Source organism: Streptomyces sp. R41 (assembly GCF_041053055.1).
GTDB lineage: Bacteria > Actinomycetota > Actinomycetes > Streptomycetales > Streptomycetaceae > Streptomyces.
In genome coordinates, this window is the sequence record NZ_CP163443.1 from 7,926,763 (window position 1) to 7,949,009 (window position 22,247).

Annotated in this window: 11 protein-coding genes; 10 read left to right on the plus strand and 1 reads right to left on the minus strand. The window is 72.8% G+C overall.

The genetic code is table 11. From position 1 onward, the window contains the following. The first annotated feature begins 18 nt into the window (after positions 1 to 18). The 10 genes from AB5J53_RS36125 (at position 19) to AB5J53_RS36170 (ending at position 20,106) form a co-directional block, all read left to right on the plus strand. Positions 19 to 7,032: an amino acid adenylation domain-containing protein gene (locus AB5J53_RS36125; protein ID WP_369249795.1), complete on the plus strand. Its 7,014-nt coding sequence runs from the start codon at positions 19 to 21 to the stop codon at positions 7,030 to 7,032. Then, on the plus strand, positions 7,029 to 12,533 hold the full coding sequence (locus tag AB5J53_RS36130; protein WP_369249796.1) for an amino acid adenylation domain-containing protein: 5,505 nt from the start codon (positions 7,029 to 7,031) through the stop codon (positions 12,531 to 12,533). Before AB5J53_RS36125 ends, AB5J53_RS36130 begins: the two co-directional genes overlap by 4 nt. Then, complete coding sequence (locus AB5J53_RS36135; protein WP_369249797.1) at positions 12,530 to 13,666, plus strand: saccharopine dehydrogenase NADP-binding domain-containing protein; 1,137 nt, start codon at positions 12,530 to 12,532, stop codon at positions 13,664 to 13,666. The genes AB5J53_RS36130 and AB5J53_RS36135 overlap by 4 nt, the downstream gene beginning before the upstream one ends. After that, positions 13,663 to 14,874: a Gfo/Idh/MocA family oxidoreductase gene (locus AB5J53_RS36140; protein ID WP_369249798.1), complete on the plus strand. Its 1,212-nt coding sequence runs from the start codon at positions 13,663 to 13,665 to the stop codon at positions 14,872 to 14,874. Before AB5J53_RS36135 ends, AB5J53_RS36140 begins: the two co-directional genes overlap by 4 nt. Continuing rightward, positions 14,871 to 15,641, plus strand: a complete 771-nt coding sequence (locus AB5J53_RS36145; RefSeq protein ID WP_369249799.1) for a thioesterase II family protein — start codon at positions 14,871 to 14,873, stop codon at positions 15,639 to 15,641. The genes AB5J53_RS36140 and AB5J53_RS36145 overlap by 4 nt, the downstream gene beginning before the upstream one ends. After that, entirely contained in the window at positions 15,638 to 16,273 is a 636-nt protein-coding gene (locus AB5J53_RS36150) for an O-methyltransferase (protein ID WP_369249800.1), read from the plus strand. Before AB5J53_RS36145 ends, AB5J53_RS36150 begins: the two co-directional genes overlap by 4 nt. 126 nt (positions 16,274 to 16,399) lie before the next feature. Further along, positions 16,400 to 17,149 carry an SDR family NAD(P)-dependent oxidoreductase gene (locus tag AB5J53_RS36155; RefSeq protein ID WP_369249801.1) on the plus strand — a complete coding sequence of 250 codons (750 nt, stop codon included), beginning with the start codon at positions 16,400 to 16,402 and terminating at the stop codon, positions 17,147 to 17,149. A 28-nt stretch (positions 17,150 to 17,177) separates the two neighbouring features. Beyond that, positions 17,178 to 18,098 carry a trans-aconitate 2-methyltransferase gene (locus tag AB5J53_RS36160; protein WP_369249802.1) on the plus strand — a complete coding sequence of 307 codons (921 nt, stop codon included), beginning with the start codon at positions 17,178 to 17,180 and terminating at the stop codon, positions 18,096 to 18,098. Beyond that, positions 18,098 to 19,348 carry a pyridoxal phosphate-dependent aminotransferase gene (locus AB5J53_RS36165; protein WP_369249803.1) on the plus strand — a complete coding sequence of 417 codons (1,251 nt, stop codon included), beginning with the start codon at positions 18,098 to 18,100 and terminating at the stop codon, positions 19,346 to 19,348. The genes AB5J53_RS36160 and AB5J53_RS36165 overlap by 1 nt, the downstream gene beginning before the upstream one ends. After that, a complete protein-coding gene (locus AB5J53_RS36170) occupies positions 19,345 to 20,106 on the plus strand; it encodes a tryptophan 2,3-dioxygenase family protein (protein ID WP_369249804.1) in 762 nt (253 codons plus the stop codon). Before AB5J53_RS36165 ends, AB5J53_RS36170 begins: the two co-directional genes overlap by 4 nt. A gap of 60 nt (positions 20,107 to 20,166) precedes the next feature. Here the strand turns inward: AB5J53_RS36170 and AB5J53_RS36175 are convergent, their stop codons facing one another. Continuing rightward, complete coding sequence (locus AB5J53_RS36175) at positions 20,167 to 22,074, minus strand: serine/threonine-protein kinase (RefSeq protein ID WP_369249805.1); 1,908 nt, start codon at positions 22,072 to 22,074, stop codon at positions 20,167 to 20,169. Positions 22,075 to 22,247 lie beyond the last annotated feature (173 nt).

A 22,247-nucleotide genomic window follows, 5' to 3' on the forward strand; every position in this document is an offset into this window, starting at 1 on the left:
GGAATAACGCTTGAGGGAATGCGCAGGGCTGTCGCCGAACTGCTCGACGAGGCGCCCGAAAGCATCGGCGACCAGGACGACCTGACCTCCCTGGGCCTGGATTCGATGGGCATCATGCGGCTGGCCGGTGAATGGCGCAGGCAGGGCACGGAGATCAGGTTCGGCGACCTGGTCGAGCAGCCGCGGCTGGGTGACTGGTGGGCCCTCGTCGACGGCCGTACCGGCGGCAACGGGCATACGGGTGACGCCGCCGCGGCGACGGGCGACGGCGCTGAGCCGGCATCCCCCGGCGGCGCTGTACCGGCATTCGCCGACGAACTCACCGAAGACGCCTCCCCGTTCGACGAGTCCGCCCCCTTCGCCCTCGCCCCGATGCAGCACGCCTACTGGGTGGGCCGCGGCGAGGGACAGGTGCTCGGCGGCGTCGCAGGCCACTTCTACTTCGAGTTCGACGGACCCGCCCTCGACCCCGTACGGCTCGACGCGGCAGTGCGCGCGCTGACCACCCACCACGCCATGTTCCGCGCCCGCTTCCTGCCCGACGGCACCCAGCGGATCACCGACCGGCCGACCGGTCTCGGGACCGTGCACGACCTGCGCGGAGAGACCGAGGAGGCCGCACGGGCCGCACTGGACCGGCTGCGCGAGCGGCTCTCCCACCAGAAGCTGGACGTGGCGGGCGGCCAGGTGCTGGACGTCCGCCTCAGCCTCCTGCCGGACGGCACCGGCCGCGTGCACATCGACGTGGACATGCTGGTCTGCGACGCGCTCAGCTTCCGGATCGCCCTCGCCGACCTGGCGCGGTTCTACGCACACCCCGACCGCCGGCCGGCCCCGCTCGGCTACAGCTATCCGCGCTACCTGGCCGACCGCACCGCCCGGCCGCCCCGGAACCACGAGCGCGACCGCGCCTACTGGACCGAGCACCTCGACACCCTGCCCGTCGGCCCCCAACTCCCGCTCGCCGGAGCCCCGGAGCGCCTCGACCGTCCCCGCACCACCCGCCGCACCCACTGGCTGCCGCCCGAGCAACGCGAAGTGCTGACCGCCCGAGCCCGCGAGCACGGTCTGAGCCCGTCCATGGTGCTGGCGACCTGCTACGCCGAGACCCTTGCGGCCTGGAGCGCGGAGAAGCGGTTCCTGCTGAATCTGCCGCTGTTCGACCGCGAGCCCCTCCACCCCGAAGTCCCCGCGATGGTGGGCGATTTCACCAGCCTTCTGCTTCTCGACGTGGACGCCACCCGGGAGGAGTCCTTCGCCGACCGGGCCCGCCGGGTGCAGTCGGAGTTCCGCGAGGCGGCCGCGCACGGCGACTTCTCCGGCACCGATGTGCTGCGCGCCCTGTCCCGAGTCCGCCCCGGCGCCGCGCTCGCGCCCGTGGTCTTCACCTCGGCGCTGAGCATGGGCGAACTGTTCGAGAACGACGTGCGCCAGGTGCTGGGCGAGCCGGTGTGGCTCGGTTCCCAGACACCGCAGGTGTGGATGGATCTGCAGGTGGTGGAGCACGACGGCGGCATCCAGCTCAACTGGGAGGCCGTCGAGGCGCTGTTCCCCGACGGCGTGGTGGAGGGCATGTTCGCCGCCTGCCGCACCCTGCTCGACCGGCTGACCGACCCGGCCGCCCGCTGGACCGAGCCGATGCCCGACCTGCTGCCACCGGCCCAGCGCGACACCCGCGCCACCGTCAACGCCACCGACCGGACGTATCCCGCGCAGACCCTGCACGCCCCCTTCTTCGCCTCCGCCGCGGCCGACCCGGGGCGGCCCGCGCTGCTCTGGGCGGACGGTTCGCTCAGCCGGGGCGAACTCGCCGACCGCGCGCTGCGGCTCGCCGGACTGCTGCACTCCCAGGGGCTGACCCCGGGCGACGCCGTCATGGTCACGCTGCCGAAGGGTCCGGACCAGATCATCGCCGTACTCGGCGTGCTCGCGGCCGGCGGCACCTACGTCCCGGTCGGCGTCGACCAGCCCGAGCACCGCCGGGCCAGGATCGCCGCGTCCTGCGGCGCCCGCCTCACGGTGACCGGACAGACCCTCAGCCACGCTCATTCGGCGACACCGCTGCCGGAACCCGCCGCCGTGCCGCCGACCCGGATCGCGTACGTCATCTACACCTCCGGCTCCACCGGCGAACCCAAGGGCGTGGAGGTCTCCCACCGCAGCGCCGTGAACACCGTGCTGGCCCTCGACGAGCGGTTCGGCATCGGCCCCGACGACCGGACCCTCGCCGTCTCGGCGCTCGACTTCGACCTGTCCGTGTACGACATCTTCGGCCCCCTCTCGGCCGGGGGAGCCGTGGTCTGCGTACGGCAGGAGGAGCGGCGCGACGCACAGGCGTGGCTGGACCTCGTCCGCGGCCGAGGCGTCACGGTCGTCAACTGCGTGCCGACGCTGCTGGAGATGCTCGTGGAGGCGGCCGAGGGAGCCGGGGCGATGGCAGGGGTGCGGGTGGTACTGCTCGGCGGCGACCGGGTGGGCGCGGATCTGCCCGAGCGGGCCGGGCAGGTGTTCCCCTCCGTGCGGTTCGCCGGGCTCGGCGGCACCACGGAGACCGCGATCCACTCCACCGTCCAGGAGGCCACCCGGTCTCCCGATGAGTGGACTTCGGTGCCGTACGGCGTGCCGTTGCCCAACCAGCGCTGCCGGGTCGTCGACCCGCGCGGCCGGGACTGCCCGGACTGGGTGCCGGGCGAGCTGTGGATCGGCGGCGCCTCGGTGGCCGACGGCTACCGCGGGGATCCGGAGCGTACCGCCGACCGGTTCGTGGAGCGCGCCGGGCTGCGCTGGTACCGCACCGGCGACCTGGCCCGCTACTGGCCCGACGGACGCCTGGAGTTCCTCGGCCGAGCCGACTTCCAGCTGAAGATCCGGGGCCACCGGATCGAGCCCGGCGAGATCGAGGCCGCGCTCAAGGAGCATCCCGCGGTGGCCGCGGCCGCGGTGGTCGCGGTAGGCGGGTCCGCGCCGCGGCTGGCTGCGGCGGTCGTACTGCGGGCGGTAGAGCCGTCTGTGAAGCCCACGGAAGGGGCATCTGAGCCGCCGGCGGAAGCACGGTCGCGGGTGGGGGAGCCTTCTGTACTGCGGGCGGGAGCACCCTCGAGGGAGGGAGAGCCCTCCGGGCCGCAGGCGGAAGCACGGTCGCGGGTGGCGGAGCCTTCTGTACTGCGGGCGGGAGCACCCTCGAGGGAGGGAGAGCCCTCCGGGCCGCAGGCGGAAGCACGGTCGCGGGTGGGGGAGCCTTCTGTGCTGCCGGCGGAAGGATCGCCCGGGCCGCAGGCCCCAGAGTTCTCCGCGTCGCAAGCCGGAGTGCCCTCCGCAGCACAATCGGAGGCCGCCTCCGCGCCACCCGCGTCACAGCCATGGCCGGAGCTCCTGCGCGAACACCTCGAGCGGCGTCTCCCGCCCGCCATGGTCCCCGACCGGTTCAAAACGCTGGACGCCCTGCCGCTGAACGCCAACGGAAAGGTGGATCGCGCCGCCCTGCGGACACTGCTCGCCCGCGAGGCCCAGGACGGCGCCGAGCAGGCCGTCGAGCACCAGGCCCCGCAGGGCCCGGTGGAGCAGCAAGTGGCCGACCTGTGGGCCGAGTTGCTGGGCGTGCAGCGCGTGGGCCGCACGGACGGCTTCTTCGCGCTCGGCGGGGACAGCCTGCTCGCCACCAGGCTGCTCACCCGGCTGCGGGCGGCCGGGCTGCACGGGGCCGACCTGGGCCGCCTGTTCGCAGCCCCCGCCCTGCGCGACTTCGCCGCCGGACTCGTCCTCGGCCGGCCCACCCGGCTGCCGCTCGTCACCGCCGACCCCGACCGGCGTCACGAGCCGTTCCCCGCCACCGATGTGCAGCGCGCCTACTGGCTGGGCCGCGGCGCGGACTTCACGCTGGGCGGCGTCGGGTCGTACTGGTACTGGGAGTTCGACGGCCGCGACGTGGACCTGGAGCGACTGGAGAACAGCTGGAACCGGCTGGTCGAGCGGCACGAGATGATGCGGGCCGTCTTCGACGACGACGGCAACCAGCGCATCCTGCCCCAGGTCCCGCGCTTCGCCTTCGACATCACCGACGCGCCGCCCGCCCGTTCCGAAGAGGCCCTGCGAGCGCAGCGCGCGGCCCTCGATCACCAGGTGTTCGACGTGAGCAGCTGGCCGCTCTTCCATGTCGCGGCCACCCGCTACGACGGCGACCGGACCCGTATCTCGTTCGGCTTCGACTACATCGTGCTCGACGCGCTGAGCATCATGACGCTGTTCTGGGAACTGTCCCAGCTCTACGAGGACCTCGGGGCCCAACTCCCGCCCGTCGACGTCTCGTTCCGGGACTACGTCCTCCAGGCCGCCCCGGACCCCGAGGACCTCGCCGGGGACAAGGACTACTGGACCGGCCTGCTGCCCACCCTGCCCCCGGCCCCCGCGCTCCCGCTCGCCGTCGACCCGGAGCAGATCGGCCAACCCCGGTTCACTCGACGTGAGTTCACCGTCCCGCCCAGGACCTGGCGGGCGATCACGGAAGCGGCCCGCGCCGCGGGACTCACACCCTCGGCGGTGCTCGCGACCGCGTTCGCCGATGTGCTCTCCGCCTGGAGCGCACAGCCCGACGTCACCCTCAACCTCACCCTGTTCGACCGTCGCGAGGTCCACCCCGACATCAACAACATCGTCGGCGACTTCACCTCGCTCCTGCTGGTCGGCCACCGGCCGCACGCGGGAGACAGCTGGGCGGGCGCGGCACGCCGCTTCCAGCAGCAGATCTGGGAGGGGCTGCAGCACAGCTCCGTCTCGGCGCTGTGGGTACTGCGCGAACTCGCCCAGCGCGACGGGGCCATGGAAGTCGCGATGCCGGTGGTCTTCACCAGCACTCTCGGGGTGTCCGACCGGCTCGCCGACCTGACCATGCCGTTCGGTGAGCAGGTGCACGGGCTGTCCCAGACGCCGCAGGTGTGGCTCGACTGCCAGGTCGTGGAACGCGACGGTGGCATCTCGGTGAACTGGGACGCCGTGGAGGAGCTGTTCCCCGCCGGTCTCCTGCCCACCATGTTCGCCGCCTACGAGGGGCTCCTCGACAGCCTCGCCCGAACGGACTGGAACCGGCCCGTCCATCCCGAACTCCCCGCCGAACAGGCGGTGGTGCGCGCCGCCGTGAACGCGACGGACGCTCCCATGAGCGGGCGCCTGCTGCACGAACCCTTCTTCACCGGGGCCGCGGCGGACCCCGGCAGGCCCGCACTGCTGTGGCGGGACGGCCGGCTGGACCACGGCGAGCTCGCCCAGCGGGCGCTGCGGGTCGGCGGCGCGCTGCGGGCCGCGGGCGTACAACCCGGCGACCCGGTGGCGGTCACCCTGCCCAAGGGGCCCGACCAGATCACCGCCGTGCTGGGCACCCTCGCCGCGGGCGCCTTCTACGTCTCGGTGGGAGTGGACCAGCCGCCGGCCCGCCGCGACCGCATCCTGCGTCGCTCCGGAGCCGTGGCCGTGCTCACCGACGCCGACTTGCTCGCCCGTACACCGTGGCCGGACGGCCTGCGCACCCTGGACACCGAGGTCGCCCGTATGACAGGACCGGCCCTGCGCGCACCGGTCTCCGTCAAGGACACGGACCTCGCGTACACCATCTTCACCTCGGGCTCCACCGGCGAACCCAAGGGCGTGGAGACCACCCATCGCGCCGCCGCGAACACGGTCGAGGACATCGGCGAACGCTTCGGCATCGGTCCCGACGACCGCGTACTCGCCCTCTCCGCCCTCGACTTCGACCTCTCCGTGTATGACATCTTCGGCCTCCTCTCGGCCGGCGGCGCCCTCGTCCTCGTGGACGAACGCGACCGCCGCGAGCCGCACCGCTGGCTCGACCTGCTGCACACGCACCGGGTGACGGTGTGGAACACGGTCCCCGCGCTGCTGGACATGCTGCTGATCTCAGCCCGTCCGGCGTTCGAGGACGAGGCCGTCAAGGCCGACAGCGGGGGTCCGGGGGCGGCAGCCCCCAGGTACGGGGCGGGTAGGGGCGCAGGGGGCGAGAACCATCCAGAGGACCTCATCCCCCTGCGCCTCGCCCTCGTCTCCGGCGACTGGGTAGGCCTCGACCTGCCCGGACGGCTGGCCGCACAGGCACCCGGCTGCCGTCTGGTGGCCCTCGGCGGCGCCACCGAGGCCGCGATCTGGTCCAACGCGTACCCGGTGGCGGAGCCCCTGACCGGCTGGCCGTCCATCCCGTACGGGCACCCGCTGCGCAACCAGCGCTTCCGGGTGGTGAACGGTCTCGGCCGGGACTGCCCGGACTGGGTACCGGGTGAGTTGTGGATCGGCGGCTCCGGGGTGGCCCGCGGCTACCGCGGCGACCCGGAGCGCACCGCGGAGCACTTCGTGGAGCACGCGGGACGGCGCTGGTACCGCACGGGTGACCTGGGCCGCTACCGCCCGGGCGGCATCCTGGAGTTCCTCGGCCGGGCCGACCACCAGGTGAAGATCCGCGGACACCGCATCGAACTCGGCGAGATCGAGGCCGCGCTCCTGGACCATCCCGGGATCGCCCGGGCCGTCGCCCTCACCGTGGGGGAGCGCCCCCGCCACCGCATCGTGGCGTTCGCCGTCGGGGGTGCACCGGCCCCCGAACCCGCCGCCGTACGCGCCGCCCTCACCGAGCGGCTGCCCGGCTACATGATCCCGGACCGCGTCGAGATCGTGGACCGTCTCCCGCTCACCGCCAACGGCAAGGTCGACCGCACCGCCCTGGCCGCCGCCCTGGGCGAGGAGGCACCGGTCGCCGACGAGCCGCCCAGGGGAGAGCTGGAGACCGCCGTCGCCGCCCTCTTCGCCGAACTGCTCGGCGTCGAACGCGTCGGCCGAGGCGAGAGCTTCTTCGCCCTCGGCGGCGACAGTCTCACCGCGACCCGCGCCACCGAGCGACTGCACCGCATCACCGGGGTCCGCCTCACCCTGCGCCGGCTGTTCTCGGCGCCGACCGTCGAGGCGCTCGCCCGGCTCATCGAGGAACAACGCAGCGCAACTGCCCTGATCCCCATGGAAGAAGGAGTCCTATGAACCTCGCCGGGCTCTTGGCCGAACTGGAGGCCAGCGGTGTCGAGTTGTGGGAGGAATCGGGCAAGCTCCGCTTCCGTGCGCCGATGGGAGCGCTGACCGGCGAACAGCGCGCCACCCTCAGCGCCCACAAGAGCGCCGTGCTCGGCCACCTCAGGGCCGAACGCGAGCGCGCCACGGTGACCCCGGTCCCCGCCGATCGGCACACGCCGTTCCCGCTCACCGATGTGCAGACCGCCTATCTGCTGGGCCGCAGGGACGTCTTCGACTACGGCTCGGTGGCCTGCCACGCCTACGGCGAGCTGCGGTTCGCCGCTCTCGACCCGGCCCGCCTCGAAGCCGCCTGGCAGGCCCTGGTCGACCGGCACGACATGCTGCGGGCCGTGGTCGAGGACGAGGGGGCGCAACGAGTCCTGCCCTCCGTGCCGCCCTACCGCATCGCGGTCACCGATCTGCGCACCGCGTCACCCGCCGCCGGTGCGACGGCGCTCGCGGCGGTGCGCGAGGAGATGGAGAACCAGGTGCTGCCGACCGGCACCTGGCCGCTCTTCGACCTGCGGATCACCCGCTTCGCCGACCACGCGTTGCTGCACCTCTCGCTCGACTTCCTGATCGCCGACTACGTCTCCATCCACCTGCTCCTCGACGAACTGCGCACCCTGTACACCGACCCGGACGCGACCCTGCCCGAGCCGTCCATCACCTTCCGGGACTATCTGCTCGCCGAACGCCGGCTGCGCCAGGGCCCCCGCTACGAACGCGACCGCGCTTATTGGCTGGACCGCGTCGACGACCTGCCGCCCGCCCCCGCCCTGCCCCTGCGCGAGGGCCCGAAGGCACAGGGCCCCGCCCGCTTCCACCGCCACCAGCTGACCCTGTCGGCGGACCGCTGGCGGGCCCTGCGCGAGCGTGCCGTCCGGCGCGGCCTCACCCCGTCCGGCGCGGTCCTGGCCGCCTACGCGGAGGTGGTGGGCCGGTGGAGCGGGCGGCAGCGGTTCACCCTGGACCTCACGTTGCTGAACCGGCTGCCGCTGCACCCCGAAGTCGGTTCCCTCGTCGGCGACTTCACCTCGGTGGAGCTGCTCTCCGTCGACCGCCGCCGGGGCACCACCTTCGCCGAACGCGCCACCGGCGTCCTGGAGCAGCTCTTCGAGGACCTCGACCACCGGCTGTTCTCCGGAGTGGAGGTGCTGCGCGAACTCGCCCGCCGGCGGGGCCAGGAGGCGGCCCTGATGCCGGTCGTCTTCACCAGCGCGATCGGGCTGCGCGACGGCGACAGTGACGGGGCGACAACCGCGTACGGCGATGAACAGGCCGTGCTGGACGGGGAGTTGGTGCACGGCATCAGCCAGACCCCGCAGGTGTGGATCGACTGCCAGGCGATGGAGAACAGCGGGACACTCGGCGTCAACTGGGACGTGCGCGACGGAGTCCTCGCCGACTCGGTCGTGGAGGACATGTTCGCCTCGTTCCGCGATCTGCTGGAGCGCATGGCCGACGGCGACGAGGTCTGGGACCTCGCCGTCCCCGTACGGCTGCCCGCCGCGCAGGCCGAGAGCCGGGCCCGGGCGAACGCCACCGAGGCGCCGCTGCGCGACGCGCTGCTCCACGAGGGCGCGCTCTCCGCCGCGCTGCGTACGCCGGACGCCCCGGCCGTGATCGCCGGAACCCACCGTCTCACCTACGGCGAACTCGCGGCACGCGCGGCCGCCGTGGCCCGCGCGCTGCGCGAGAGCGGATGCGCGCCCGGCGACCCCGTCGCCGTCGTGGCGGACAAGGGCTGGGAACAGATCGCGGCCGTGCTCGGCACCCTGATCGCGGGCGCCGTGTACATCCCCGTCGACACCCACCAGCCGGCCGCCCGCCGTGAGCGCATGCTCAAGGACGCCGGGACCCGGCACGCCCTGGTGCGGTCCGGCACCACCGAACTGCCCGGGGACATCACCGCGATCGCCGTGGACACCCTCGCGCCGGAACCGGTGCCGGACCGGCTCCCGGAGCGGCTGCGCGACCCCGACGACCTCGCCTACGTCATCTACACCTCGGGCTCCACCGGCAGCCCCAAGGGCGTGATGATCACGCACCGGGGCGCGGTCAACACCATCGACGACATCAACCGCCGCTTCCGGGCCGGCGCGGAGGACCGCGTCCTGGCCCTCGCCAACCTGGGCTTCGACCTCTCCGTCTACGACGTCTTCGGCGTCCTCGCCGCCGGTGGCGCCCTCGTCCTGCCCGACCCGGCCCGGCGCGCCGACCCGTCCCACTGGGTCGACCTCCTGGCCGAGCACGGCGTCACGCTCTGGAACTCCGTACCGGCCCAACTGCACATGGTCAACGAGTACTTGGGAAGCAGCCCCACCCCGCTGCCCAGGCTGCGCCTGGCCCTGCTCTCCGGCGACTGGATACCCGTACGGCTGCCCGACGCGATCCGCGCGAAGCTGCCCGGGCTCCAGGTCGTGTCCCTGGGCGGGGCGACCGAGGCGTCCATCTGGTCGATCCTGCACCCGGTCGGCGAGGTCCCGGAGACCTGGCGGTCCATCCCGTACGGCAGGCCCCTCGCCAACCAGCGCTTCCATGTGCTCGACGCGGACTTCGAGCCCTGCCCCGACCTGGTCGCCGGCGATCTGTACATCGCAGGAGCCGGGCTCGCCGCGGGCTACCTCCACGACGAGGAGAAGACCGCCGAGCGCTTCGTACGGCATCCGCGCACCGGCGAACGCCTCTACCGCACCGGCGACCTGGGCCGCTATCTGCCCTCGGGCGAGATCGAGTTCCTCGGCCGCGACGACCGGCAGGTCAAGATCCGCGGCCACCGCATCGAGGCGGCCGAGGTCGAAGCGGCCCTCCAGGCCCACCCGGCGGTGGCCGCGAGCGCCGTCCTCGTCGAGGGCGAACGGCCCCTGGAACGGCGGCTGGTGGGGTTCGTGGAGACCGCGCGCACCGGAACCGGCGCGCTGCCCGGCAAGGACGGCACCGCGCTCGTGTCCGCCGTCGCGGAGGAGGGCGAGGAGGTCCGCTCCGGCGTCGACGCGGCGCAAGTCGTCGGCTTCGCCCGTCAGTTGGACGAGGCCGCGCTGCTCGCCATGGTGGACGTCCTGCAGGACAGCGGGCTCTTCGCCGCCTCCGGCGCCCACCACCCGCTCGCCGAGATCCTCGCCTCCGCCAAGGTGGCGGCCAAACACCACCGCCTGGTACGCCGCTGGCTCGGGGCGCTGGAGCGCGAGGGGTTCCTCGAACACCGGCCGGGCGAGGGCGGCTACCGCGCGCTGCGCCGGGCGGCGCCCGGCGACGTCGAGCGGGCCTGGAGTCGCGTCGACGAACTGCTGCCCTCCGCCCAGGACGGCTCGGAACTCCTCGCGTACTTCCGCAAGGCCACCGCCCACCTCCCGCAGCTCCTGCGCGACGAGCAGGATCCGGTCCAACTCCTGTTCCCCGAAGGCAGCCTGGACATCCAGGAGGCCGCCTACACGCAAGGGTTCCTCAACTCCTACCTCAACCGCATCGCCACCTCCGTGGTCCGCCGCATCGCCGACGAACGCGCCCACCGCGGCACGGTACGGCTGCTCGAAGTCGGCGCCGGCGTGGGCGGTGTCAGCGTGGAGGCGGTGCCCCGGCTGGCCGGCACCGACTGCTCCTACCTCTTCACCGACGTGTCGCAGTTCTTCCTCAACAAGGCCGCCGAGCGGTTCACCGACTTCCCGTGGGTCCACTACGCCCTGTTCGACATGAACGACGACTTCCGCGCCCAGGGCATCGAGCCCAACTCCCTCGACGTCATCCTGTGCGGCAACGTCATGCACTACTCGCGCAACGCCGCCACGGTCCTGGACCGGATGCGGCAGATGCTCGCTCCCGGCGGCTGGCTCGTGTTCATCGAGACCACTCGCGACAACTATCAGATCCTCACCTCGATGGAGTTCCTCTTCGATGCCACCGCGGGCGACTTCGAGGACGTGCGCCAGGGCAAGGACCAGACGTTCGTGGCCCGGGACCAGTGGCTCGACCTGATCGCCGGGGCCGGCGGGGAGACCGTCCTGTGCCTGCCCGGCGCGGACGACCCGCTCTCCGCCATCGGCATGCACGTCTTCGCCGCCCGGTTCAAGGCGGACCGCGCCGAGGTGCGCCCCACGGACGTGCTCGCGCACGCGGCCGAGCGGCTGCCCGAGGAGATGGTCCCCGCCCAGGTCCAGGTCGTCGACGCGCTGCCGCTGACCGACAACGGCAAGGTGGACCGCCGCACCCTGCGGTCCTGGCTGGCCTCTGGCCGGGCCGCGCAGCCGGTCCGCACCGCGGACCCGTCGCCGATGACCGACCTGGAGCAGCGGATCATGACGCTGTGGTGCCAGGTCCTTGGTGTCCAGAGCGTGGGCAGGAACGAGACGTTCTACGAGGCCGGCGGCGACTCCCTGCTCGCGGCGCAGCTCGTCGGCAGCCTGCGCGAGGAGCTCCCGGAGGCGGAACACGCCCTCTTCGACGAGCTGCTGCGCGAACTCCTCAACGGGGCCGGTATCGCCCGGCTCGCCGAGATGCTGAGCACGGCGCCCGCCGCTCGGGAGCCGACGCGGGACATGCCGCAGCCCGCCGTCCTCCCGCCGGGGCCGGTCGCGCCCGCCGACGGCGCGGACGACTGGCTGTGGGCACCGCAGCGCGAGGGCTTCCCCGCGACCGGCGGCTACGCCGAGCTGTGCGAGGCCCTGGAGGGCGCCGGGCCCCTGGTCGACGCGTCCGCCGCGCACCCGCTCACGGCCTACGGAGAAGTCGCGCCGTCCGCCCTGATCGCGCGCGTCGCCCACGACCGCGCCCGGCTGCTGCGCGGCACCGGATACACCCGGTTCCACCTCGTCGGCGCGCACAGCGGAGCCCTGCTCGCCGCCGAGACCGCCCGGCAGCTCACCGAGGGCGGCGCCGACGTCGAACTCACCGTGATCAGCAGCTATCCGCTGCCCGCCCTGGTCGAGGACCCGCTCTTCGCGGAGTACCTCTTCGCCCTCGGCAGCGGACTCGACCCGCGCACCCTGGGCTTCCCGGACCAGCAGCGCACGGGGGCGGCCCTGGCGGCGGTGCTGGCCCTGACCCCGGGCCGCGTTCCCGCGGACGCCCCGGCCCGGCTCGACGGCGAGCTGGCCGACGTGGCGGCCGCGTTCGCCCGCCGCGCCGCGCTGCCTACGACCGACCGGCTGGCCGAGATCGCCGCGGCCCTCGGCCTCACTCCGGAGGCGGTGCGGGAGCGGTACGCCGCCGGGCGCGGGCTCGCCGAGGCGGCCGCCCACCACGAGGCCGACCCCTACACGGGTGACATCACCCTGCTCGTGCACCGGGACGCCACCCCGCTGTGGCCCTCGCTGCGCGCGGACATGACCCGGTACTGGGGCGACCTCTGCCTGGGCCGCCTCCGCACGCGGGACATCCCCGGCGACCACTTCGACTGCCTGACCGCCGAGCACGCGTGGGACCTGACCGCCGTACTCACCGCACTCCCCGCACACGAGGAGGACCACACGTGACCACGACGATCGCCGTCCTCGGCGGCTACGGCGCGGTCGGCGCGGTCGCCGCGCGGGAGATCGCCGCCGCACATCCCGAGGCGAGGCTGCGGATCGGCGGCCGCCGCCTCGACGAGGCCACCCGGTACGCCGAGCGCCTGGGCGGCCGGGCCGAGCCCCGCGCAGTGGACCTGACCGACCCTGCCTCCCTGACCGCCTTCTGCGCGGACTGCCGGATCGTCGTCAACTGCGCGGGGCCCTCGTACCGGGTCCTCGACACGGTCGCCGCGGCGGCGCTCGCCGCCGGCGCCGACTACGTCGACGCGGGCGGCGACGAGCCGGTCCACCAGGCGCTGTCCGTACGGGACTTGGCCGGCCGGGGCCGCACCGCCGTGCTGACCGCGGGCATGATGCCCGGCCTCACCGGCCTGCTGCCGCGCTGGCTCGCCGCCCAGGGCGTCGACGAACCCGAGCGGCTGCTCGGCTACGTCGGCACCATGGACCGGCTCACCCCCGCCGGTGCGGGGGACTATCTGCTCAGCCTCGGCGGCGCCTACGGCGAGGCCCAGTCGGCGTGGCGGGACGGGGCACGGGTGCTGCGCGCCCTCGTTCCGCTCGCCGACACCGAACTGCCCTTCTTCCCCGGCACGGTGAGCGCGTACCCCTACCTCAGCTACGAGGTCGAGCGGCTCGCCCGCGCCCTCGGCCTGTCCACGGTCGACTGGTACAACGTCTTCGACGGCGGCTCGCGCATGCTGAAGGCCCTCGGGCGGCTCCAGGGGGCCATGTCCGGGCAGAGCTCGCTGGAACCCGCCGCGCGGGAGCTCATGGAGGCAGCCGCCCTCGACCTGTTCGGCCGGGACCCCTACCAGCTGTTCGTCCTGGAGCTGACCGGCCGGCACGCGGGCCGCCCCGCGGTACGCAGCCTGGTGCTGCGCGGCTCGGACACCTACGAGCTGACCGGTTCGGTCGCGGCCGTCGCCACCACCGCCGTGCTCACCGGGAGCGTGCCCGGCGGAGTGCACTACGCGGCCGAGGTCCTCGACCCCGGCCCGGTCGTCGAACGGCTCAGGGCCCTGCCGGCCGTGTCCGTCCTCGATGTCCACGACCGGCCTGTCGCCGAGGTGTGCGGCACGGAGGAGGGCGAGCTGTGAGCCCGCCGACGGGCGGGGGGCGGCCTCAAGTCGTGGTGTGCGGAACCAAGTTCGGCCGGATCTACCTGGCGGCCACCGCACGCCCCGACTCGCCGTACGAGCTGGCCGGAGTCCTCGCCCGGGGCGGCGAACGCTCCACGCGTATCGCCCGGCACTACGGCGTACCACTGTTCACCGACCCGGAACAGATTCCCAAGGACGTCGAGGCCTGCTGCGTGGTGATCGGCGCGGGCATCAACGGCGGCCCCGGCGCCCGGCTCGCCGAACAGCTGATGGGCCGCGGCCATCACGTACTCCAGGAACACCCGTTGCACGGGCGGGAGTTGACCGACTGCCTGCGCACCGCCCGGGAGCACCGGGTGGCGTACCGGCTGAACACTCACTACGTGCACGTCGAGCCCGTACGCCGCTTCATCGCGACGGGCCGTCGGCTGCTGGCCCGGCAGCGAGCCCTGCACATCGACGCGGACTGCGCGTTCCAGGTGCTCTACACCCTGCTGGACATCCTGGGCCGCACGCTCGGCGGAGTGCGCCCGTGGGCCTTCGGCAAGGTCGCCGAACTGCCTGAAGACGTAAGACAGTTGGCGTCGTCGGAACCCGTCCACCGCAGTCTGGACGGGGTCGTCGCCGGGGTGCCGTGCACGCTGCGGCTGCAGAACGACATGGACCCCGCCGACCCCGACAACCACACCCACCTCTTCCACCGCATCACCCTCTACACCGAGGGCGGCAACCTCACCCTCCTCAACACCCATGGCCCGCTCCTGTGGAGCCCCCGCCCCCATATGCCGGACGACATGCGGGACACCGTCCGCATGGAGGAGTCCGCGGCCGCGCACTTCGGCTTCCCCAGCGCGCAGCCGCTGGGACCCGAGACCTCCCCGGACTACCGCGAGATTCTGCGCGACCTGTGGCCCCAGGGGGCGGCCCGCGCGCTCCAGGCCCTGCGCCACGACATCGAGGAGGGCGCGGACCCCGGCAAGGACGGCCAGTACCACCTGACGCTGTGCCGGCTCACCCGCGACATCACGGACCGCTTCGGACCGGTCCGGCTGCACCGGGACCCGCCCGCGCCCCGGATCCTGGCGGCCGCCGACCTCACCGAGGGCGCGCCCCATGCGAGTACGGCGCCCGCTCCCACGACCAGTACAGCCGCGCCCGCTCCAAGGACCAGTACAGCCGTGCCCACACCGAGGACCCGTACATGAACACCGCGACGACCACCGGAAGTTCCTCCTACGACACCTGGTTCCGCCGCTACTGGCCACGACCGGGGGCGCGGCGGCGGATCGTCCTGTTCCCGCACGGCGGCGGCTCGGCCAGCTTCTACCGCACCCTGGCCAAGCGGGTCCTGGCCACGGCCGAACCGCTCATCGTGCAATACCCCGGGCGCGAGGACCGCCTGGCGGAACCGCACATCACCGACATGGCGGAGCTGGCGATGCGGATCAGTGACGCGATCCTGCCCGCGCTCGACCGGGACGTCGTCCTGTTCGGGCACAGCATGGGAGCCGCCGTCGCCCACGAGGTGGCACTGCGCCTGGAGACCGTGCACGGGGTGCGCCCGGCGATGCTGTGCGCGTCCGGGCGACCCGCGCCCCGCCACCACAAGCCCGGCTCCAAGCACCTGGACGACGAGACCCTGTGGGACGAGCTGTCCCGGCTGGGCGCGACGCCCTCGCTGCTGCTGGGCAACCCCCAGGTCCGCCGGGTCGTCCTGCCCACTCTCAGGGCCGACTACCGGCTCGTCGAGCGCTACCGGCCCCGCCTTGACGCGGTGCTGTCCTGCCCGGTCGCCGCCTGCGTCGGTGACCGCGACCCGGAGGTGACGCCCGAGGAGTCCGAGGCGTGGGCCGAGATGTCCCGCAGCGGATTCAGCTTCCGCCTCTTCGAGGGCGACCACTTCTACTTCCGCGGCCAGGAGGACGACCTCGCCACCTGGCTGCTCACCACGGCGGACCGGGAGGCAGCATGATCGTCAGGCCCACAGTCGAGGCGTACGCGGAAGCACACTCCACCGGCGAACCGCCGCTGCTGGCCGCGCTCGCCGAGGAGACCCGCAAGGTCTGCGCGCTGCCCCAGATGATGGTCGGCCCGCTGGAGGGCCGCCTCCTCGCGATGCTCGTCCATCTGCTCCGGCCGCGCACGATCCTGGAGATCGGCACCTTCACCGGGTACTCGGCGCTCAGCATGGCGGCCGAACTCCCGCCGGACGGACGCCTGGTGACCTGCGAGCTGGACCCCACGCACGCGGAGATCGCCCGCCGGCACTTCGACGCCTCCCCGTACGCCGACCGGATCGAGCTGCGGCTCGGACCCGCGCTGGAACAGCTCAAGACCCTTGAAGGGCCCTGGGACTTCGTCTTCATCGACGCCGACAAGACCGGGTACGGCGCCTACTACGACGCCGTGTTGCCGCAGCTCGCCGAACGCGGAGTCATCGCCGTCGACAACGTGCTGCAGTTCGGCGGGGTGGCCAATCCCCTGGACGACAAGCCCGACACGGTGGCGCTGCGTTCCTTCAACGAGAAGGTGCGCGACGACCCGCGGGTCGAGCAGGTGATCCTCACCGTGCGCGAGGGCGTCACCCTCATCCGGCGGGTGTAATTCCGCGGTCTTTACGGCCGTTGAAAGAAATCTCCAGGCCGGTGCCGAGTGCTCGTAGGCTTCCCGGTGAGCCGCTGGAAAGCCACGAGAAAAGGGCCGGCAGAAGAAAGCGAGCGCGACTTCTCCATGAGCCTCGACGGAAAGACCTTCCTCGTCACCGGAGCCGGCAGCGGCATCGGACGCGCGGTCGCCCGGCGCCTGCTCGACTCAGGAGCCCGGGTGACGCTCGTCGGCCGGCGCCAGGACCCGCTGAAGGAAACCGCCGGGCTGTACACCGATGCGTACGTCCTGGCGCAGCCCGCCGACATCAGCCGCCCCGCCGAGGCCGAGGACGCCGTGCGCACCGCCCTCGACCGCTTCGGCTCCCTGGACGGCTTGGTCAACAACGCGGGTCTGGCCCGGTTCGGCCCGCTCGCCGAGGCCGACCCGCACGACCTGGACGCCATGCTCGGCGTCAATCTGCTGGGCCCCGCGCACCTGATCCGAGCGGCGCTGCCGGCGCTGCGGGCCGGCTCGGGCTCGGTCGTGAACGTGACGTCCGTGGGCGGGGCACTGGCCATGCCGAACCGCGCGATGTACGGCGCGTCCAAGGCGGCGCTCAACAGTCTCACCCGCTCCCTGGCGCGCGAGCTCGCGCCGCTCGTCCGCGTCAACGCCGTACTGCCGGGCCCGGTCGACACCCCGATGTACGACGATCTCGGACTCGCCCCGGAAAAAGTCGAAAACCTGCGCAAGGACATGGTCGAGAGCACTCCGCTCGGCCGATTCGGAAAGCCGGAGGAAATTGCCGCCTGGGTGTGTCACCTGCTCGACCCGGAAGTCTCCGCGTGGGTGACCGGCGCGCTCATTCCCGTTGACGGTGGACGTACTTCGTAATGCCAGAAAAGGCCGAGGGAGAAGAAAAATGAGCACTGAAGAAACCGCCACGATCTACGGCCGCGAGGAATTCAAGCGGGTCGACGTCGGCGCCGCCATGCGCGACGGCCACCCGGACATCAGCGACGGCGACCAGCTCATCGTCGACCTGGTCGCGAAGAAGCGGGAGACGGCCGGACGCCCGCTGACCGTCATCGACGTCGGCTCCGGCTCCGGGGTGCTCTCCGAGCTGCTCGCGCAGCGGCTGCCCGACTGCCGGGTCATCGCCAACGAGATCGCCGCCAACCCGGCGCGGCAGGCCCGGGAACGGCTCGCCGGCCACCCGAACGCCGAGGTCTTCCCCGACTCGTTCGTGGACTGGCGGGAGCCGCTGGACATCATCATCTCCTGGGGCAGCCACCACCATCTGCCGCACAGCCACCTCCAGCACGCCCGCGAGCTGCTGGGCGAGTCGGGCAGCTTCATACTCGGCGACGAGTTCTGTCCCGAGTACTGCACCGACGAGGACGTACGGCGGCTGAAGGGCGCCGAGGTCATCGAACTCGGCGGCGGCTATCTGCTGGCCGGCCACGACGAGATCGAGGCCTACGCCAAGGACGCCGCCGTGCCCGAGTGGTCCCGCGTCCTGGAGGACCGCCGCCGCAGGACCCTGTGGAACTGGTACAAGTTCGTGATCGACTACGCGATCGAGCGGGACCACTGGCCGGTCGCCATCGCGGAGATGCAGATCACCAAGGACGACATGGTCACGGCGTTCGAGGAGGAGCACAAGCTCTCGCCGCTCATCGTGGAGCACGAGCTCGCCGTCAACGGCTTCGAGCAGATCTCCAAGCACGTCATCGGAGACCGGCCAGCCGAGCTGCAGAGCTTCTTCATCTACGAGTTCGTCCCCGGCAACGACAGGAGCAACGGCAGCAACGGCGACGGCCGCGGTAACGGCGGCCACTGATGGGTGAAATATCCCGGACATCCCGGGCCGGCACCATCCCACCGTCGTGCCTGCACGAGGTCTTCCGCGCCGCGGAGGACCGCGAGCGGGCCACGGGGCGGCCGGTCATCAAACTCCACGTCGGGGAGCCCTACTTCCCGCCGCCGCGCGAGGTCGCCCTGGCCGTGGAACACGCCGTGCACCACGGCCAGACCGCCTACACCTCCGCGGAGGGCATGTCCGCGCTGCGCGAGGCGCTCGCGGTCAAACTGGAGACGGAGAACGGTCACCGCACCAGCCCCGACCGGGTGTTCGTCACCCCGGGCTCCTGCCAGGGACTCGCCGCGCTCTTCCAGTCCCTGGCCAACCGGGGCGACGAACTGCTGCTGCCCGAACTCCACTGGCCCATCCACCTCCAGCAGGTCCTGCTGGCCGGCTTCCGGCCCGTGTTCTACGCGCTCGGGCCCGGCTACCGGCCCCGCCTGGACGCGATCCGCGCCGCCATCACCCCCCGCACCCGCGCCGTGCTCATCAACTCCCCGGCCAACCCGACCGGCGCGGTTCTCGGCACGGAGCTGATGGAGGGCATCCTGGAGCTGGCGCGGGAGCACGACCTGCAGATCATCAGCGACGAAGCCTACGAGCACTTCGTGTACGAGGGCGAGCACGTGTCCTTCGCCTCCCTGGAACACGGCCTGCCCGAGCGCGAACGCCGCGTCTTCAGCACCTTCACCTTCTCCAAGAGCCTCGCCATGACGGGCTACCGGCTGGGGTACGTGGTGACCCCGAACGCGGCGGCCGCCCACGCCCTGCGCGTGGTGCAGGAGGCGAGCATCATCGGCCCCTCGACCCCGGTCCAGTACGCCGGGCTCACCGCGCTCAAGGCACGCGACAGCGCCCGGGAGAACGCCCGGATGGTGCGGGCCAACCGGGACCGCGCGCTGCCCGCGCTGCGCGACGCCGGCCTGCTCGGGGAACTCCCGCAGGGCGGCTGGTACGCCGTACTCGACCTCGGCCCCGTCGGGGTGGACGCGGACACCTTCGCCGCGGGGCTGCTGGAGAAGTACGACGTCGGGGTGGCACCGGCCGCCGGATTCGCGCTGCGCCCCGTGGTGTCGGACGACGGCCGGATCCTCTCCGCCGACCCCGCGCCGGACAGCAGGACCCTGGTCCGGCTGGCGTTCTGCGGCGACCCCGCGGAACTCGACACCGGGGTCGAGCGGCTCCTCGCCCACGCCGCCGAACTCCGGTCCCGGGGCGGGGACCCGTGACCGGCCCCGACTACGCGGGCTATCTGCGCCTGGAGCGGCTGCTGTCGCTCCAGGTGCCGCTGCGCCCCGCCGACGACGACACCGCCACCGGCTCGGCCGAGCTGTTCTTCATCGTGGCCCACCAGACCAGCGAACTCTGGCTCGCCCAGGCCCTGCGCGACCTGGACGCCGCGACCGAGGCGCTCACCGACGGCGGCCGGCCGGGCGGGGCGGACGGCATCGAGTCCGCGCTGGAGTATCTCGCCCGAGTCGCCGAGGTGGTGCGCATCCTGGAGGACACCGTACGGCTTCTGGAGCGGCTGCCGGTCCGGCGGTTCGCCGCGTTCCGGCCCCACCTGGGCACCGCCAGCGGGGCCCAGTCGCAGGGCTTCCACGCACTGGAGGTCAGACTCGGGACGGCCGACGACGACGAGAGCCCGCTGTACCGGGCCTTCCTCAAGGCGCTCGCCGCCCGGGGCACCAGCGTGGAGGAGGTCTGCGCACTCGGCGCGGCCGGCGCGGGCCCGTCCCACCGGCTCGCCGAGACCCTGCTCGACATCGGCTACCGCTTCTGGCACTGGAAGCTGGCCCACCTCGCCCTGGTGGACCGCACGGTGGGCGGTCTGGCCGGCACGGGCGGCACCACGGGCGCGGCCCATCTGGCGAGCCGCGTCCGCATGCCCTTCCCCGAGCTGAGGGCCGTCCGCGAGGGGCTGCACAGACAGGAAGAGCCGCACGGGCGGACGAAGCCCGCCGCCTGCCCGCACGCCCCCTCGTGAGGCCCGTGCGACCGAACAGGCCCCGCACAGAGCTCCGCGAGGGGACGGCACCACCACTTCCTAGGCCGCGTTACGCCACACCTTCACGTCCAAGGTGGCGTACGTCGTCCCGGACGAGCCCCGATACGTCACGAGCCCCACGTGCCCCGTCCCGCTGATGACGCACATCTGCTGACCGACCGTGAGGTCCTTGACCCAGAGGTAACTCTTGTAGCCGGTCGCCGCCTTGCACACGTCCAGGCTGCCCTGCCGTCCCACCGGCAGCGGGGCAAGTGAGCTGCCGGACGTGGTGCCGGGGGCGAGAACCGCGCCCGAGGAGTAGACGGCGTACGTCAGATCCTCGTCGGAGCTCCCCGTGTCCGCCTTGGCCCGCACCGGGGTGTCCCCCAGATACAGGTCGTGGCTGGCGGTCATCCTGATCCCCGAATACGTCACCGGGGCAGGTGCCTTCGGGGCCGAGGGCTCGCTGGACGCGGCACTCGCGGGAGCCGAGGTCGCGGCCCGCGTGGGCGTCGGGGGCCCCGAAGGGCTGGGAGGCAGCGCGGACTTGGCGACTCTGGGCTTCTTCGAGGCCGTGGCGGACGGGGAGTCGGACGTCGACGGCGACGTCCCGGCGGTCCGGGCCGACCGCGACGCGGCCACTTCCTGCGCACGGTCGTCGCTCTTGTCGCCGTCCCCCGGGACGAGCAGCAGCGCGGCGGTCGCCCCGCAGGCGACGAGCACGACGGCGGCCGCAGCCACCATCCAGACCCGCGCCCTGCGGCCCTCGCGGGCCGTGGCCACCGAGGAGGTCTGCGCGGCGGCCGGCTCCTGGGGCTGCGGCCACGGGGGCGGAGTGTATGCACCCGGCGCGGCCGGAGACCCCATCACAAACGGCCCGGGCAGCGCAGCATGGGACGGCGAGGTGGGGGAGTAGGCCACCGCGGGCCCGAAACCGCCGGGCGTTTGCCCGGAACCGCCGGGCGCCGGTCCGAAACCGCCGGGCGTCGGCCCGGAACCGCCGGGACCGTGAGTGCCCGGAGCCGCTCCCGCCATGGCCTGATGGGCCTCTTCGGTCCGAGCCGCGATCCCCGCCGCCAGCTCCCCCGGCAGCCACGCCCCGGACGTGAACCGCGCAGCGTCACCACGACGCGCCTGGATCGTCGATACGGAGCGAATGACCTCCTCGACGGAAGGCCGCTCGGCGGCGGGCTTGCGCAGACACCAGGAAACCAACTCGCTTATCTCCCCCGGCACATGGCTGAGGTCGGGTTGCTCGTGCACCACCCGGTAGAGCACCGCATGCGGGTCCCCGTCCCCGAAGGCGGCACCGCCCGTCGCCGCGAACACGGCGGTCTGCCCCAGCGCGAACACGTCGGCCGAGGGCGCGGCCTCCGCGCCGAGCACCTGCTCCGGCGCCATATAGGCGACCGTGCCGAGGGCCGTACCGCTCTGCGTCACCGACGTGGCATCCGCGGCCCGCGCGACACCGAAGTCGATGACGCGTGGCCCGTCGGCGGCGAGCAGCACGTTCGACGGCTTGAGGTCCCGATGCACGATGCCCTCGCGATGCACCGCCTGCAGTGCCTCGGCGACACCGGCGATCAGCCGCAGTACGGTGTCGACGGGCAGTGGCCCGTGGTCGTGCACCGCATCGGCGAGGGACGGCCCCGGTACATAAGCGGTCGCACACCACGGCATGGACCCCTCGGTGTCGCTGTCCACGACCGGAGCCGTATAGAGCCCGTGCACCCGGCTCGCCGCCGCCACCTCTGCCTGGAACCGCTTGCGGAACTCGGCGTTCTCGGCCAGCTCCGGCCGGATCACCTTGACCGCGACGGCCCGCCCGCCCGGCGTGTGCGAGAGGTAGACCCGCCCCATACCGCCGGCCCCGAGCCTCGCCACCAGCCGGTAGCCGCCCGCGACTTGTGGATCGCCGTCCTCCAGCGGCTGGAAACTGCCCGCGTCGGCCTCACCGTTGCTCAACACGCCCCACTCCACCCCAAGATCTGCGCTCGGGCCCCATTGCATCACGGGTCCCTCGCGTGCCGCTCCGGAGGCCGTCGCCGGCTCTCAGGGAGTTGGAGTGAAGAGGCACCTCGCAGTGGGTTGACTGTCGGAGATACCGCGCGCCCGGTGCCATGCGGTGACCGCGAAGTCCC